The 16139-nt window shown below is 57.0% G+C and carries 13 protein-coding genes; 10 read left to right on the top strand and 3 right to left on the bottom strand.

The window, feature by feature from the left end:
* Nucleotides 1-121 precede the first annotated feature (121 nt).
* The 9 genes from ED661_RS17560 to ED661_RS17605 all read left to right on the top strand — a co-directional run bounded on the left by ED661_RS17560 (nucleotide 122) and on the right by ED661_RS17605 (nucleotide 11523).
* Entirely contained in the window at nucleotides 122-544 is a 423-nt protein-coding gene (locus ED661_RS17560) for a helix-turn-helix domain-containing protein (protein WP_014881196.1), read from the top strand.
* Between the two features lie 4 nt (nucleotides 545-548).
* Nucleotides 549-845 (top strand): hypothetical protein, encoded by a 297-nt coding sequence (locus ED661_RS17565; protein ID WP_014881195.1) that lies wholly within the window; start codon nucleotides 549-551, stop codon nucleotides 843-845.
* Between the two features lie 116 nt (nucleotides 846-961).
* Nucleotides 962-3427 carry a type I restriction-modification system subunit M gene (locus ED661_RS17570; RefSeq protein ID WP_122075563.1) on the top strand — a complete coding sequence of 822 codons (2466 nt, stop codon included), beginning with the start codon at nucleotides 962-964 and terminating at the stop codon, nucleotides 3425-3427.
* Nucleotides 3420-4751, top strand: a complete 1332-nt coding sequence (locus tag ED661_RS17575) for a restriction endonuclease subunit S (protein ID WP_122075565.1) — start codon at nucleotides 3420-3422, stop codon at nucleotides 4749-4751. The genes ED661_RS17570 and ED661_RS17575 overlap by 8 nt, the downstream gene beginning before the upstream one ends.
* Nucleotides 4741-8007: an HsdR family type I site-specific deoxyribonuclease gene (locus ED661_RS17580; RefSeq protein WP_122075567.1), complete on the top strand. Its 3267-nt coding sequence runs from the start codon at nucleotides 4741-4743 to the stop codon at nucleotides 8005-8007. Before ED661_RS17575 ends, ED661_RS17580 begins: the two co-directional genes overlap by 11 nt.
* Nucleotides 8007-8759, top strand: a complete 753-nt coding sequence (locus ED661_RS17585) for a M48 family metallopeptidase (RefSeq protein WP_122075569.1) — start codon at nucleotides 8007-8009, stop codon at nucleotides 8757-8759. Before ED661_RS17580 ends, ED661_RS17585 begins: the two co-directional genes overlap by 1 nt.
* Nucleotides 8760-9125: 366 nt before the next feature.
* Nucleotides 9126-9713, top strand: a complete 588-nt coding sequence (locus ED661_RS17595; protein ID WP_122075571.1) for a hypothetical protein — start codon at nucleotides 9126-9128, stop codon at nucleotides 9711-9713.
* Nucleotides 9714-9727: 14 nt separating this feature from the next.
* Nucleotides 9728-9973, top strand: coding sequence for a HigA family addiction module antitoxin (locus ED661_RS17600; protein WP_122075573.1), 246 nt, complete (start codon nucleotides 9728-9730; stop codon nucleotides 9971-9973).
* A gap of 158 nt (nucleotides 9974-10131) precedes the next feature.
* Nucleotides 10132-11523 (top strand): Fic family protein, encoded by a 1392-nt coding sequence (locus ED661_RS17605; protein ID WP_162930169.1) that lies wholly within the window; start codon nucleotides 10132-10134, stop codon nucleotides 11521-11523.
* 45 nt (nucleotides 11524-11568) lie between these two features.
* On the opposite strand, the gene ED661_RS17610 is transcribed toward ED661_RS17605, so the two are convergent.
* The 3 genes from ED661_RS17610 to ED661_RS17620 are packed head-to-tail and all read right to left on the bottom strand — an operon-like array spanning nucleotide 11569 to nucleotide 14440.
* On the bottom strand, nucleotides 11569-13122 hold the full coding sequence (locus tag ED661_RS17610; protein WP_122075577.1) for a relaxase/mobilization nuclease domain-containing protein: 1554 nt from the start codon (nucleotides 13120-13122) through the stop codon (nucleotides 11569-11571).
* Nucleotides 13116-13589, bottom strand: coding sequence for a plasmid mobilization relaxosome protein MobC (gene mobC, locus ED661_RS17615; protein WP_254054879.1), 474 nt, complete (start codon nucleotides 13587-13589; stop codon nucleotides 13116-13118). Before mobC ends, ED661_RS17610 begins: the two co-directional genes overlap by 7 nt.
* Nucleotides 13586-14440 (bottom strand): hypothetical protein, encoded by an 855-nt coding sequence (locus ED661_RS17620; RefSeq protein ID WP_122075579.1) that lies wholly within the window; start codon nucleotides 14438-14440, stop codon nucleotides 13586-13588. The genes mobC and ED661_RS17620 overlap by 4 nt, the downstream gene beginning before the upstream one ends.
* A 257-nt stretch (nucleotides 14441-14697) precedes the next feature.
* On the opposite strand from ED661_RS17620, the gene ED661_RS17625 reads away from it, so the two are divergent.
* On the top strand, nucleotides 14698-15885 hold the full coding sequence (locus ED661_RS17625; RefSeq protein ID WP_174214195.1) for a phage integrase SAM-like domain-containing protein: 1188 nt from the start codon (nucleotides 14698-14700) through the stop codon (nucleotides 15883-15885).
* The last annotated feature ends 254 nt before the right edge of the window (nucleotides 15886-16139 follow it).

Here is a 16139-nt window from a genome sequence, read left to right on the forward strand (position 1 = left end):
GGATATGAATAGAATCGCTTGTTCTGCACCTTATGACATGCTCAGATGATTTAAGGGCAAGAAATACGTCATTTCGTGCAGTTTCGCTCGTTATGGCGATTTCGTCAATAGGGAACCTTGCATGCGGCAGGACGCAAAATCAGTTTTCATTGCTATGGGCGCGCGCCTTGCTATCGCGCGCAACGAAGTCGGCCTGACGCAAACAGCAATGGCGGAGGCGATTGGCGTCTCACATCGCGCCTATCACAGCTACGAAAAGGGCCAACGGGGTCTTCCTGTGGAGGCGCTTGTCGCGATGTCAGACCGGTTTGAAGTAGATGCTGCGTGGATATTGCTCGGAACGCAGACAGTCCGTGCATCTCATGACTTTGAAGCCTTGAAACAGATTGAGACCTCGCTCGATCAGCACCTCAACGAAGAAAACATAAAGATCAAAAGTGAGAAGCGCGGGGCCATCGTCGCGCGCTGGTATCAGTCACATCTCGAGGGGCGGGAAGTCAGAGATGATGACGTTCACACTTGGATCGAACTGGTAAGGGATTAAGCCGATGCAAAAGCCAAGCGACAACTGGAAGAAACTTCGGCGCGCAACACTGGAGCGTGCACGCCGCAACGCAGTCGAGCCGTTGGAACCGCTCAATACGGTACTCTTGGTTGCCAGCGCACTCTATTTGATCGGTTTCCTAAGGCTGAGTTTCGGGGGGCAGCCTCATGATTTTACGTTGATATCCGGCGCGGCCATCTTTGCGGTAGCACTATCTGGAATTCTGGTGCCCATTCTTTCGGGTTCCGTCATCACGTTGCGGCTTGCAGACCGTCAGCTCAAAAAATTGATTGAAGAATGACACGATGCATTAAAGCCCCTCGCATTGATACCTCTGCGGCCTGTCCTGCGGCGTACGCCAGCGTAATTTGTACATTTGCACGCTCTGAGCGCGCGCCAACTTAGGAATACCAGTAGATGCCACTGACACTCGCCCAATTGGAGCGTCACCTTTTTAGCGCTGCAGACATCCTTCGCGGCAAGATGGATGCCTCGGAATTCAAAGAGTACATTTTCGGGATGCTCTTCCTGAAGCGCTGTTCGGACGTGTTCGAACAGGCCCGCTTAGAGGTGGTGCAAAAACGTATCGCGAGCGGTGTGGCCCCGGAGCAGGCCGCCGAAGAAGCGGAGAACAAGGTTTGGTACGGGCGCAGCGGCACGTTCTGGGTTCCGCCGCAATCGCGCTTTGGTCACCTGGTTGACGAAGCGCACGAGAACATCGGCGACAAGCTCAACAAAGCCCTGGGCGGCGTTGAATCCGAAAACATTGCGCTCGAAGGTGTCCTCGACCACATCGATTTCACCCGCAAAGTGGGCCAAAGCAAGATCAGCGACCAGAAGCTGCGCCAACTCATCAATCACTTCGGTGAAATCCGGCTTCGCAACGAAGATTTTGAATTTCCTGACCTTCTGGGCGCAGCATACGAATACCTGATTGGTGAGTTCGCGGACTCTGCCGGCAAAAAAGGCGGCGAGTTCTATACCCCGCGTTCGGTCGTCCGGATGATGGTCAGGTTGCTGAAGCCAACGCTCGAACATGATATCTACGATCCCTGCTGCGGGTCCGGCGGTATGCTCATCGCGGCCAAGGATTACATCGACGAACATGGCCAGGACGGGCGCAGGGCTAACCTTTTCGGTCAGGAAGCTGCTGGCACCGTTTGGTCCATCGCGAAGATGAACATGCTGCTCCATGGCATCAACAGCGCGGACCTGCGGAACGAGGACACCTTGGGCGAACCGCAACACGTCGAGGATGGCGAACTGCGCCGCTTTGATCGGATCCTCACGAATCCGCCGTTCTCGATCAACTGGGGTTCCAAGGACAAGGATCGCTCTGGCGAATACACGTGGCAGCCCAAGTTCCGGGAACGCTTCTTCCATGAGGTGCCGCTTGGCTCCAAGAAGGCTGACCTCATGTTCCTGCAGCACATGCTGGCCGTCAGCCGAGACGGCGGCATGATCGCGACGGTGATGCCGCACGGCGTTCTGTTCCGGGGCGGAGACGAAGGTAAAATCCGTCAGAAAATCATCGAGAGCGATCAGGTTGAGGCGGTCATCGGCCTCGGCCCGCAGCTCTTCTACGGCACCGGCATTCCGGCTTGCGTGATCGTCCTGCGCCAGCGGGTGCACCATGGCGCGAACCTGGTCTCGGGCAAGCCAGCCGAACGGCAGGGCAAGGTGCTCTTCATCAACGCCGACCGCGAATATTTCGAAGGGCGCGCGCAGAACCACCTGCTGCCGGAGCACATCGAAAAGATCGTCACTACGTTCGAGGAATACCGCGCAATCCCCGGTTTCTCGGCCATCGTCGACATCGACACGCTGCGCGAGAATGACTTCAACCTCAACATCCGCCGCTATGCCGACAACGCCCCGCCGCCCGAGCCGCATGACGTGCGCGCGCACCTTGTCGGCGGAATCCCGAAATCAGAGGTTGAGGCCAAGGCGGACCTGTTCCAATCCCACGGGCTGGACCCGATGGACCTGCTGACGCCGCGCGATGAAAACTATCTCGACTTCGCCGCAAGCCTGACCGCCAAGTCAGACCTCAAACCGGCCATCGAAACCAATGCGGGCCTCGTCGCCCGCGAAGCGCAGATCAAGGACAGCTTCAACGCGTGGTGGGGCGCGCATCAGGACAGCATCAAATCCCTCGCCGGGGCCGAAGACCCCGCCGCGCTCATCACGCTGCGCGATGAACTGCTCTCCAGCTTTTCCGAAACGCTCGAAAGCCTTGCCATGCTCGACCCGTTTACCGTGCGGGGCATCATCGCGCAGTTCTGGAACCAGTCGCGGTTTGACTTCCTGACCCTCATGGCGCGCGACACCAAGGGCGTGGTCGATGCCTGGCGCACCTCTATCGTCACGGCGCTGGAGGATAAGGGGAACAAGGAAAACCCGCTGGATCACAAGCTGGTCGCTTTCCTGATGGGCGACTTCGTGCGCGAGATTGCCGAGCTTGAGGCGCGCAAGGCGGAACTGGATGCACAGATCAAGGCGGCGACGGCCAAGCCCGAAGAGGACGAGGAAGAAGAGGACGAGGACGAACCGGTGGATGAGGCGCAGATCAAGCGCTGGAAGAAGGAGCTGAGCGAGGTCAAGAAGACGCTTAAGGCCAAGCAGGCGCAGTTCACGGATGAGATCAACGCAGGCGTTGACGGGCTGTCACCCGAGGAGGCGGCGGAGCTGCTGCTGAAAATCCTGCATGATGACATGCAGAAGATCCTGACCCGCTACATCGCAGCGCAGCGCGGCCAGATCGTGGCGGCGTTCGAGAACTGGTGGGACAAGTATCGCGTAACCCTGACCAAGATCGAGGGCGCACGGGCCGAGGCGACAGACAAGCTGGCCGGGTTTTTGAAGGGGTTGGGCTATGTCTGAGCCACTTACAGAATACGCGGACTTCCTTAGCAAAACACCGGCTCATTGGCCGAAGAAAAAGATTCGTGATGTTGGCACTGTTGTCAGTGGCGGAACGCCTTCTCGGGATGCGCCATCACTTTGGAATGGAAGCATACCATGGGTCACGCCGGGCGAACTGACTTCGCTTGCCACGAAAGAAATCAGCGAAACGAGTGAGACGATTTCACAGGCCGGATTGGCAGGCAGTGGGGCCAACCTGCTACCGCCAAATTCTCTCTTAATCACATCCCGCGCTACATTGGGGGCGCGCGCTGTGAACACCGTACCAATGGCAACAAATCAGGGCTTCAAGTCCATTGTGCCATTCAATCTGCGCAACACTGATTTTCTCTACCACCTTGTCGAGAAGCTTAAACCCGAACTGATGCGCCGCGCTTCTGGAACCACGTTTCTCGAAATATCTGGTTCTGAGTTCGGTGACATCGACCTTCCGCTTCCCGAAGTAGATGAGGCCACCAAAATCGCTGAGGTGCTGGATACGTTGGATGCGGCGATCCGGGGGACGGAGGCGGTGGTGGCGAAGCTGAAGGCGATGAAGCAGGGCTTGCTGCATGACCTTCTGACCCGCGGCATCGACGCCAACGGAGACCTCCGCCCCCCACACGCCGAGGCCCCCCACCTCTACAAAGAAACCCCACTCGGCTGGCTCCCGAAGGAGTGGGATGCTGTGGAACTGGACAGCGTAGTCGAAAACCGGAGACCCGTCGTTTACGGCATTCTGATGCCCGGCCATCACTATGAAGGCGGTGTTCCAGTTGTAAAAGTCCGCGACATAATCGGCGGTCGGATTTTGTCCGAGCAACTGTTGCTGACCGATCCAAGAATTGACGTCGAGTACCGTAGATCGCGACTGAAAGGTGGCGATCTGCTGTTTAGCATTCGTGGGTCAGTCGGACGGATGGTGATTGTTCCTGATCATCTTGAGAATGCCAACATTACCCAGGATACGGCGCGGCTCAGCTTAAGGGGGCTCGACGCACGTTTTGTCGCAGCGTATCTCGAAACTGAGCAAGCAAAGCGATTTGTCGCTAACCACACCATTGGCGTTGCAGTACAAGGGATTAACCTTCGCGACGTTCGCAGAATACCGATTGCGAAGCCGACAAACGGTGAGGACAAGATTATTGCCGACCGGATAGCTGGACTTGATCGCAAGTTAAGCTTTGAAGTCGCTGAGCTTGAAAAACTCCGGCTCCAAAAATCCGGCCTGATGGACGACTTGCTCACCGGGCGGGTGCCCGTCACGCCGCTGCTCGACGGGGAGGCTGCACATGGGGCATGAGTTCGACGATGTGGAACAGCCCTTTATCGACCAATGTGTCGCCATGGGCTGGCAGGCGCAGACCGGCAATATGGACGACCCCGCCCTGACCGGGCGCAACAGCTTCAAACAGGTCATCGCCGAGGCCACGCTGCGCGAGCGCCTGCGCGCCATCAATCCCGGCCCCGATGGCAAACCATGGCTCGACGAGGCGCGCCTGTCCGAGGCTGTCAGCGCGCTCACCCGCCACGGCCAGCGCGGGCTGATGGAGGCCAATCAGGCGGTCACAGACCTGCTGCTCAAGGGCCTGACGGTCGAGGGCCTGCCCGGCTGGGACGGTGGGCGCGGCCAGACCATCCGCTACATCGCCTGGGACGATGTGGAGGCGAACAGCTTCACCGTTTCCAACCAGTTCCGCGTCGATTGCCCGCCCGGCCATGACGTGGGCAAGGGCTTTATCATTCCCGATGTGGTGATGCTGGTGAACGGTATCCCCGTTGTGATGGTCGAGGCGAAAAGCCCCGGCATCCCGGAACCGCTGGCCGAGGCGGTCAAGCAACTGCGCCGCTATCACAACGCCCGCAAGGCCGCGCTGGAGGTGGACGAGAACGAAGGCGCGCCTGCGCTGTTTGCCTCGGTCCAGTTGCTGATCGCCACAAGCTTCGATCAGGCCCGCGTCGGCTGCATCGGTGCGGGGCTGGAGTATTACGGGCAGTGGAAGACGGTCGTGGGGCCGGATGGCAAAGGCTCCGAGGATGAGGTGGCTGCGGCACTTGGCAAGACACGCCTGTCCGAGCAAGAACGCATGATCGCGGGCATGCTGCGCCCCGCGCATCTGCTGGATATCCTGCGGCACTACCTGCTGTTCATGAATGTGGGCGGCCAGACCATCAAAACCGTCTGCCGTTATCAGCAATACCGCGCCGTGAACCGCGCGCTGGAGCGCCTGCGGACCGGCAAGACGCGGTTGCAAGACGGCGAATATGACCGGCGCGGCGGCATCGTCTGGCACACGCAAGGCTCCGGCAAGAGCCTGACCATGGTCTTCATGATCCGCAAGATGCGGACGGATTTGGACCTGAGGAAGTTCAAGGTGATCATGGTCACCGACCGCAAGGACCTGCAACGGCAACTGTCTGAAACGGCGACGATGTCCGGTGATGTGGTGGAACTGGCGACAAGCAACAGTTCCTTGAAGCGGCTGGCCCGCCGGAAGGGTCCGGGGTTGGTCTTTGCCACGATCCAGAAATACCGCACCGACGAGGATGTGGCCGAGGTCACGAAGGGCCCGGCCTTTGATGTGCTGAACGAAGATGACACGATCCTGGTCGTTGTGGATGAAGCGCACCGTACGCAGGCGGGCGATCTGCATGCCAATTTGCTGGCAGCGCTGCCGAACTGCGCGCGGATCGGTTTTACCGGCACGCCGATCATCATGGGGGAGAAGAAGCGTTCGACCGAGATTTTTGGCGATTTCATCGACCAGTATACGATCAAGGAAGCCGAGGCCGATGGGGCAACTGTGCCGGTGCTCTACGAGGGTCGCACCGCTGAGGGTGCGGTGAAGGACGGGGCCACCCTGGACGGCCTGTTCGAGGATATGTTTCGCGGCCGTTCGGATGAGGAACTGGAAGCGATCCGCAAGAAATACGCGACCAAGGGCAACATCCTGGAGGCCAAGGAACTGATCGGGGAAAAGGCCCGCGACATGCTGCAGCACTACGTGACCAATCTTTTGCCGAACGGGTACAAGGCGCAGGTCGTGGCCTACAGCCGCACAGCGGTCGTCCGGTATTATGCGGCTTTTTTGGAGGCACGTGATGAGCTTTTGGCCGAAGCGGCGGCTCTGCCTGATCGTGACAAGTCGTTGGACGATGAAGAGCTTTGCATCAGACCCGCAAAGCTGCAGGCGTTGGTCCAGGCTTGGCGATACCGCGATACGCTGGAGAAGATCGAGTTTGCGGCGATTATGTCCGGTGGCAACAATGATGATGCCAGCTGGAAGCAGTGGACCGAAGGATCAGCGCAGGAAATGCGGATCAAACGGTTCAAGAAACCTCTGTTTCACAAGGACCCTACCAAGTCGGACCCCCTCGCGTTTCTGATCGTGAAATCAATGCTTTTGACGGGCTTCGATGCGCCCATCGAAGGCGTGATGTACCTTGACCGATCGATCCGTGAAGCCGAGCTGTTGCAGGCCATTGCCCGTGTAAATCGAACCGGTTTTGGCAAGACCTGCGGGATCGTCGTGGACTATTTCGGCGTTGCGCATCACCTGAAGTCGGCCCTTTCCGCCTATTCGGATGAAGACATCGACGGAGCGCTGGTCAGTCTCACCGACCAAATTCCCATTCTGCGAGATCGGCACATTCGGGTCGTCGACATTTTCCGGCGGGAGGGCCTAGATGACTTGTCTGACGATGAGAAATGCCTTCAGGTTTTGGCCACCGAAAAGGTTAGGGCTGAGTTCACGGTGAAGCTGAAGGACTTCCTCAAATCCTTGGAAATCGTGCTTCCAAGACCCGAGGGTCTGCCATTTGTGAAGGATGCAAAGCGCCTTGCCTATATCCAGGCGCGCGCGCGGAACAGGTTCCGCGATGTCGCCGTCATAGGTTCAGATGTGGGTGCTAAGGTCCGAAAGCTGATTGATGACCATGTGATCTCGTTGGGTATCGATCCCAAGATACCTCCCGTTCAACTTACGGATGCCGAGTTTGAAGACCAGGTTGGGCAAGCAAGCGGTGCGCGCGCCAAAGCTTCGGAGATGGAACACGCGATCCGTTCACATATCCGCAAGAAGCTCGAAACTGACCCTGTTCGGTTCAAGAAGATGTCCGAGCGCCTTAATCAGATTTTAGATGGCTTTGGCCATCAGTGGGATGAAATCATCGAGCAGCTTCAAGCGATTATTGATGAGCTCCGGTCAGAGTCCCAATCAACTGGCGAAACTGAATTCGATATACCGGAGATTTATGTCCCCTTCCTTCGCACCGTTCTAGAAGAGGCGGGAGCGGACGAAAACACTCCGGCACAACATCTTCAGGCTCTGCATCGTGTGACCCAGGAAATCGTGGATCGCATTGTCGAAGAGGTTGTTGCCAATCGCTCAATCTGGAGCACATTCAAGATGGCTGATCAAGAAAATCTGCGATCTGAAATCTTCGAAAAACTGGTTGATGCAAAGATCGAGGGGCTTGGTGTTTTGGATGCAGAGCGGTTGTCGGAGCATTTGATGCAGCAAGCCAAGGCCAATGACGAAGCCTTGAGGGGATTCTGATGCCAAACCTCCCGCTTTCACCCATTCGAACCGGGGGCCGCTCAGTCCGTTTTTTCGACCAGCATTTGGACGTAGATGGCCTGTCGTTCAACATACGACGAAGCGATAGAAGAAAGACCCTCCAAATTACCGTGGAGAGGTCGGGTGAACTTGTAATTCTTGCGCCGCCGGACGCAACAGAAAGTGAACTGGTCGAGTTCGTTAAGGAGAAACTGCTTTGGGTGCATACCAAGTTAGAGGAAAAGGCGCGGCTTCAGCGAAGGGCCCCTGTTAAGGAGTTCGTCGATGGCGAGGGGTTCCTGTATCTTGGTAAAAGTTATCGCCTTCGCTTGGTCGACCGTCAGCTTGTCGATCTGACATTGAAGAATGGACGCTTCTGTCTTCGAACGGCCTCGGTCCATAGAGGCCGGGAAGTCTTTATTTCCTGGTATATTCGCAAGGCGCAGGCCTGGTTCGAGAAGCAAACCCTTCAGCATTCAAACCGCATGGATGTGAACATCAATGAAGTCAAAGTCCAGGACCTAGGCTTCCGGTGGGGTTCGTTCGGATCAGAGGGGAGGGTTTCCTTTCACTGGAAGGCTGCGCTTTTGCCGCCGAGGATCGCGCAATACATCATCATCCATGAACTGGCACATGCCCATCATTCCGATCATTCGGCGAAATTCTGGATCAAGGTTGAGCAACATCTCCCTGATTGGAGGGCCCGTAAAGAGTGGTTGGCCGAAAATGGAATGCAAGTTGAAGGCTTGTGAACGTTTCGATTTTGTTGGGGTAGCCCCTCAATCGACTCGAAGCAATAAAGTTGTCAGTTGACAACTTAAAGAAAGAGACCTATTTAATGCCTAGAAAGTCGCACAAGTCCAAGGAGATCGAAGCCGTTCTGCGTGAGCTGGAGGCCTTGGGTTGGACGGTCACTTTGCGTTCCGGGCGCGGTCATGCTTGGGGCCTGATCCGGTGTCCGAACAACGATCCTGACTGTAGGTGCGGTGAGTTTTGTCAGATGGGTGTCTGGTCGACGCCTCAAAATCCTGGCCGCTTTGCGCGGCAATTGAGAAGTCGGGCGCTTGGTTGCACGAAACTCGATAACACGAACGAAGGCGCGCAAGAGGACGAATAATATGGCAGAAATCGAGTTTGAACTGATCTTCGCCCTTCCAGAGGGTGAACATGAAGCGTTCCATCTGATGGACGCGGTCTTCGAGGCTGGCTTCGAGGATGCCATCGTCGGCACTGGTGTGCCTGGCGTGCTTGGCGTTGCGCTGGAAGCAGCGAGTGATCGTGCGGAAGATGCGATCCTCGATGCGGCGCGTGCGATCAAAAAGCAATTGCCGGAAGGCTCGGTTTTGTGGGAAGTGCGGCCTGACCTCGTCAGCTTGGCCGATGTTGCCAAGCGGTTGGACGTGACGCGCCAGTCGCTGCAAAAGCGCAAGATGCCCCCGGCCAGCCAGGGCGGGCTGTTCCGGATGGAAGAGGTCGCTGTGGTCATCATGGACGCTGCGGAAGGCAAGGGAGCTGGAGCGCGCAAAGGGCGCTTCGCAGTTGGCAAAGCGGGAAAGTGGCTTAGTGCGGGTAAACCGGCGCGGCGGGTGAACGCAGGCCTTGCCGTTGGCGCGATTGACGGGGCGACGCTGGAAGTGCGCGACGATGCCAAGCAATTCATCTACGCTGATGAGATGAACGCAGAACCCCGAACTGGCGCGGCCTGAGAGAGTATCCGGCGATGAGCTTGCTTGAAGACCCAATGCATCCCGGTGAAGTCCTCAAAGAGCTTTACCTTGATCCTCTGGAGATGGGGGCCATCGCGTTTGCGCGGCGTCTGGGCGTGCCTCGGACGCGGATCGAGCGGCTGATCAAGGGCACGACGGGGATCACACCTGATACAGCGTACCGCCTTGCCCGCTTGTTCAACACGACCCCAGCTTACTGGGTTAGCTTGCAAACGAATTACGACTTAGCGCGGGCATAACGATAGATCGGTGTATCTGATATTGATCGCTTTTCGCGGTTCTTTGCGGCGATTGCCAGTTCAGCGACGCCTATGGAGCGATTTCCATCAGGGATGGAACTTGGCTTGAGTTTGTGTTGATCTCAAGCGCAAGATGCTTTTTCAAAAAGGGGAAAATTTTGGAAGTTTTGGATCCACGAACCGCAGAATTGGCCCCCGAAACACAGAACCTCTTTGATGAAGTTTCAAGTGTCGCAAGCGATCTGGCAAAGAAGCGCCCGTTTAGTCAAGAGGTCAACTCCCGGCTTAGTACCGAGTTTTTGCCAGACAGGATTACCGCGAGTCTGAACATGGAGGGTATCTCCGTTTCCAGAAGGCAGACTCTGCTGATGATGGATGCAATGACACTCTCCGAAAATAGCTCCAAAGCCGAAGCGGAAATTTACAATGCTCTGAAGGCAGACGAGTTCATTTTTGGCCTCACGGAGGAAAATCACCCACTGACACCAAGTGCTATTCGAGAGACAAACAAGATACTTCAGAAAGAGATTCTGCCGAGTGCGGGCAAATTTCGTGAAACCGAGGTGGAGATCACCGGCGCTTCTTTTCAGCCACCACCACCTGCCGACATCGAACCCCTCGTGCGGGAAATGACGTCGCTCTACGGCGAAACGGAGGCGCTTCATCCGATTCTGCGCGCTGCCTGGCTTCATGCCACGTTTACCAGAATCCATCCGTTTGAAGATGGGAATGGCCGCACCGGTCGTCTGCTTCAAGATTACTCGCTACTATCCAGTGACCTTTATCCAACAGGAATTCCTTCATCTCGAAGAGATGACTACTATGATGCGCTTGAGAAAGCTGACAGCGGTGATTGGAATCCACTCTGCCAGATGATCTGTGAGTTCGAACTGGCGATCTTATCTCGCGTGACATCTATTCTGGAAGAAGTTCAATCTCGGGGCCAATTCATCGAGACGCTGGCGAGGAGAGCTAGCGACAAAAAAACCGGGGGCCTGCACAAGCAATACGTTGTCTGGAAACAGAGAATGCAGAACTTTTCAGACCAACTGGCGGCAACTTGCGAAGAATTGAACTCCAGCTCAGACATTCTTCATGTGCGCTCTGAAAAGTTTGATGCCATAGACTTCAGAAAATGGCGAGAAATCAGCGAAACGGGAAAATCAACGAATACTTGGTTTCTCAAGCAAACTTGGTTCTCTGAAGGAGAAGCGTTTTATCGAACGATCTTCTTCTTCAAGCGCCACAACTTCAGACCTGAGGACGTCCACGATAGGGATGACCTATATGGAGCTGTTTCGCTGTGCCTAACGGGCGGCGAACCACAGGCCAATGTCAGATATAATTTTGATCAGTTCACGGACGACGAAATTCGACTCCGCGAGCTTCTTTACATCAACGACAAAATGCACCTTTACACAGCAACAACGGAAAAGCGCAAAGGCCGCTTTGGTCCAGAGGAAATTTGGGCCTGTGAAGAGATTGGAGATACTTCGGTTCTTGTCCAGAGCTTCTTAGAGGATATGTTTGTCCGCAAGCTCGGCATCTGAACTGAACTTTGCAGTCAAGCGATGTTCGATTGGGGCCCAGCGAGTCTAATGCCGCAACCCCCGCTCCGCATGCGCGTCCTGGCTATCTAGCTGTCCCTCAATCTCTCGGCGGCGGCTTTCGCTAAGGTCAAGCTCTGCTGCAAGCTCTCGTTCAGCGTCTTGTAGCTCGCCTCGTCGTTCAGCAATCCGTTCAAGGCCTTCATGGATGCGGCCTGCGAACGAATGAGCAAGGCCACGCAGTCTTTCAAGCCAGCCAGTTCCCTCTCGATCCTGCCGGTCGAGCGTGTCTCCAAGGCGGTCAAGTCCTTCGCGGAGGCCTCTGAGGCCGTCACCAACCGCTCGACGCAGGCGAGCAAGTCGCGTTCCAAGGCTGTCAGTTGGGTCATCTAATCCTCCTCGATCCGAATGCAGGTGATGCTTTGGCCGCCCATCGTGCAGGTTCTGAGCCGCGTCTTCGATGGGTCCAGGATCAGCCAGGTCCCCTCGGGCCGCTCGATCCGCGTCAGGCCCAGTTCCGTCAGTTCCGAGCGCGTCAGATGCGCCGTCCAGAAAAAGCTCGCGACCATCATCAAGGCGATCCCCGTCAGCACCATCCCCGCGATCAGCCAGGGCGAGATCGTCAGCCAAAGGCGGATCGATCTGAGCCGCGTCTCGAACAAGGTCTCCGTTTCGGTCTGAAAGTGGCGCGTATCGCTCGCGATGGTATGCTGCGCGGCGCTCACAATGTTCTTCAAATCGATCCTGAAGCTCTTGAGCTGGGACGAGATCGAGGCGACGTGCTCGGCCCGGATCGTGTCGAGCTCCGCGTTCAGCTTCTCGCTCAGCCGGGTCGGCTTGCCAGTCTTCATGGAAAATCTCTCCTTTCAGCCGCCAGCGTTCGCCGGTCTCGGGGTCGCGGGCGGTGATGTAGGCCTTGCCCGCGCGTGGCAGGTCGAAGCCTGCGTCGGTTAGTGCGTCGACCATGGTGGCGCGGTCTGTGATCAGACCCATATCGATCTGGTCCTGTATCCAGGCGTGCAGCTCGTCCCGGCCCTGTGCGCGGGTGGGGGCTTCGATGGTGTCCCGGACGTCTTGGGCGCGCTCTACGTCCATGGGGTCGGCCCAGTCGTGGCGCTGGTTCATGACGTCCCGCAGGCTGTCATAGGCGTCCTGGTAGCCCGGTGGCGCGATGTTGAGGCTCTTGCCCGTGGTCAGCTCAAGGCGCGGCGTACAGAAGTGGAGTTCAACCCGGCCTTCGTGGCGATGGCGGACCCAGAGCACCTCATATTGCTCAGGGTCCAGCCCCGCGAAGGCCAGCCGTTCGAACTGGTCCATGACCTCGGCCTGTTGGTCCTCAGTCGGGGCGTCGCTGTCCGCAAAGCTGATCACGCCCGCGCGATAGGTCCACTGGTGGCGGCTGGCATCGATGAGGGCCTCGGTGCGCTCGGGGTTACCGCGCAGGACCTCGGGCAAAGGATCGCGCGTGACGGTTACGGGCTGGCCGTCGGCATCGCGGATCAGGTCGCGGTTGCCGTCATAGGCCAAGACTCGCTCGGCCACGAGATAGCCGACCGGCCCCGCGCCTGCGCCTTTGCCATTGGGGAAGAACTTGATCAGCACTGCCGCGCCTCATCGAGGAGGGCGGTAAGCTGGCGTTCAATCACCACAAGGCGGCGCGCGACGGTCAGCGTGTCGAGGTCCGTGCGCCCGGCCTTCATGGCGCGATTGAGCCAGCGGGCGATTTGGTTGAGGTTGCCGCCGATGCGTCCGACAGCGAGCACCAGCGCCGGATCGACGCGCGGCACGGGCTTACGTCGTCGCGCCTCAGTCAGGCCCAAAGCCTCACGCAGCAGGGTCGCGGCAGGCAGGCCAGCGGCCTCGGCCTTGGCGCGCAACTGGGCCTTCTCGGACGCTGTGCACCGGAAGACGAAGGTCTCGGTCAGCGGCTCTTTGGTGCGGGCTTTTCCCGCGCCGGTGGGGTTCGAAGGGGAGGCTTGCCGCCCCTCGCAAGGTCCCGTGTCAGCAGCGCCAGCGTATGACATGGGTCGCCTTGCTGTTTGCTCTTCGGTGGGATCGGTGCTGGTCATGTTCTGAGGCCTGCCGCCGTGATTTGCGCCTGCGTCACCAACTCAGCGGCCAAGAGCGCATCGATCTGGCCGGGTGTGATATGGCGGCAAAGGGGATGCTTGTCCGTGACCCAATTAGCCAAGCCTGTGAGCATCTGGGCTTCCTTCGCCTTCGCTTCATCTCGGCCCTTGGCGATGTCTTCGACATAGGCGCGCCACCGTCCCGACCTGAACCAGTTATCCGAGAAACAGACTTTCGAGCGGGTGAAGCCCGCGCTCTCGGTCGCGTAGGCCCTTACGGCCTGGAACAGGTCCTCGACCTCTGTTCCAGCGTCCAAAGCCTCCCTTATCCGGCTGAGGCACTCAGCCTTCCCGCGCAAACGGTCGGGCGGATAGGAGGCCAAAATCTTCTCAGCCTCTTCATCCTCCGCCGCCTCGCGCTCGCGCGTAGGTGGTTTATGGATGGTTTTAGGATGGTTTGGGGGCCGTGGTGGCCCCGGTACCCCGGCCACTGTGGCCCCCGTTCCGGGTCCAGTCTGGACGGGGTCCACAGTGGCCCCCGTCTCGATCTCGGGCTCGGCGGTCAGTTCAAGCGCCTCGACCCTGGCCAGATCGATCCGGTAGACGACGGTGAAACCGTTCTTGCAAGTCCTCGCGCCGGTCTCGACGAGGATGCCTTCTTTCAAGAACTCGCGCACGGTCCGCTTAACGGTGGTCTCTCCCAGCTCCGTATGCCGCTGGATCGTGCCCTTCGAACACCAGATGCCCGACCCATCATCAGAGGCCTTGTCCGCCAAAAACATGATGATCTGCTTGCGCGTCGCACTCCCAAACTTCCGCTCGGCACAAGCGTTTGCCACGCGCCAGCTCATTGGAAGGCCTCAGGGGCAAGGTTTGACAGTTCGCCGCTAAGTGCTTGATGCGCCGTGGTGGGTTTGACAGATTTTTCGTGACTAACCTGTTGAGCCTTATCAATAAGCTTCGGTTTGAAAATCCTCGTGTCGGTGGTTCGATTCCGCCCCCGGGCACCACTAAATCACTGAAATAGTTGATTTATTTGGCTCGTTGAAGCCTTTGAAATTCTCCCGTAAAAGTTACACACAGTTATACACTCTTTTACGGGCTTGCTTTGGCAGAAGATTCCAAAAATCGAATTCTCAAAAACAAACCCCTTCGAAAGGGCTTGGCGATACTGCTGACAGCCCGCAGCCCCTACTGGCTCATTCGGTTGTGGGATCCGGTTGCTCAGAAATACGTCCATCGATCCTCCAAAGAAACATCCCGTGTGGAAGCGAGAGAAGCAGCCTTTGAGTTTGCGGATAATTTCCACAGCAAAGCCAACAGCGACCATGCCAAGAAGAAAACCACCAGCTTCGAGCATTATGCCAAGAAACTGATGGCGATGCAGAAGGGCCAGTCCAAATGGTCCGAGGGTGACAACAAGCTGCTGAACCGAACAAAAGATGGTCTGATCTGCTATTTCGGCAAGCACGATGTCTCTAAGATCACCACGGGCATGGTTCGGGACTACCTGACGCACCTCGATGGGAATCGTAAAAGGCCATTGGCGCATTCGACCAAATCCAAACACGTCATCATCATTCGCAAAGTTCTGACGGTTGCTGTGGAAGATGGTGTCCTGAACGTCCTGCCGGTCATGCCGAAGATCAAAACCAAGGACACTCCCCGGCACACCTTCACAGACAAAGAATACAAGCAGTTCATGCGGGCTGCTGGCGAATGTGCCAAGCGTGGTGATGTGGTCCGGGGCGTTAAAATCACCGGCCACCATGCCAGGATGTTCCGGTTTGTCGTCCACACCTTCTTGCGCCCTACGGAAGGAGAGCTGTTTGGCCTGAAGCACAAAGATATTCAGGTTAAAGGTGAGCCTGCACACTTGGAAATGAACGTCCGTGGTGGCAAGACAGGTGGACGCGTGAGTGTCACCATGCCTCTCGCGGTTCCAATGTATCAGGGAAGTCTAAATCCCTTCGACAAGGGTGCTATCGACAAGGAAGCCTACGTCTGGATGCCGGACTATCCAAACCGCAGGACTGCCATCAACACCGCTCGACGCCTCTTTAATCACATTTTGGCCGAGGCAGAGCTCGTTGATGAAGACCGAAAACTGTCTCCCTATTCGCTTCGCCACTATGCCATCCAAGCGCGGCTCAGAGGCTCCAAGGGAAAGGTGAACCTTTACACGCTGGCCAAGAATGCTGGGACATCTGTTGACCAGTTGGAGCGCTTTTATCTCAAAAACATGGCTCCAACCAAAGAACTGATCGAGAACTTGCAGACCAAAGGCGATGATTGAGATACTAAAATTTTTCCAGCCGATCCTATCATGATGATCACTAATTCAAGACACTTCGATGATCTGATGTGGGGCAAGATTTTTGGGGCGATCTTTTGTCGAAGGTGAGCTTCAGACAAGCCAAAGCAATTGCTAGCCACCACCGCTATCGTAGGAGTGATTTTTGGAGAAAGGTGTGAGGACTTGACGGCGAGCCATCACGCAAGGTCTAGTCAGTTTAATACTTCATGAAGTTACAGATGATTAAGGATATC

The sequence above is a fragment of the Pseudophaeobacter sp. EL27 genome (assembly GCF_900313025.1).
Lineage (GTDB): Bacteria > Pseudomonadota > Alphaproteobacteria > Rhodobacterales > Rhodobacteraceae > Pseudophaeobacter.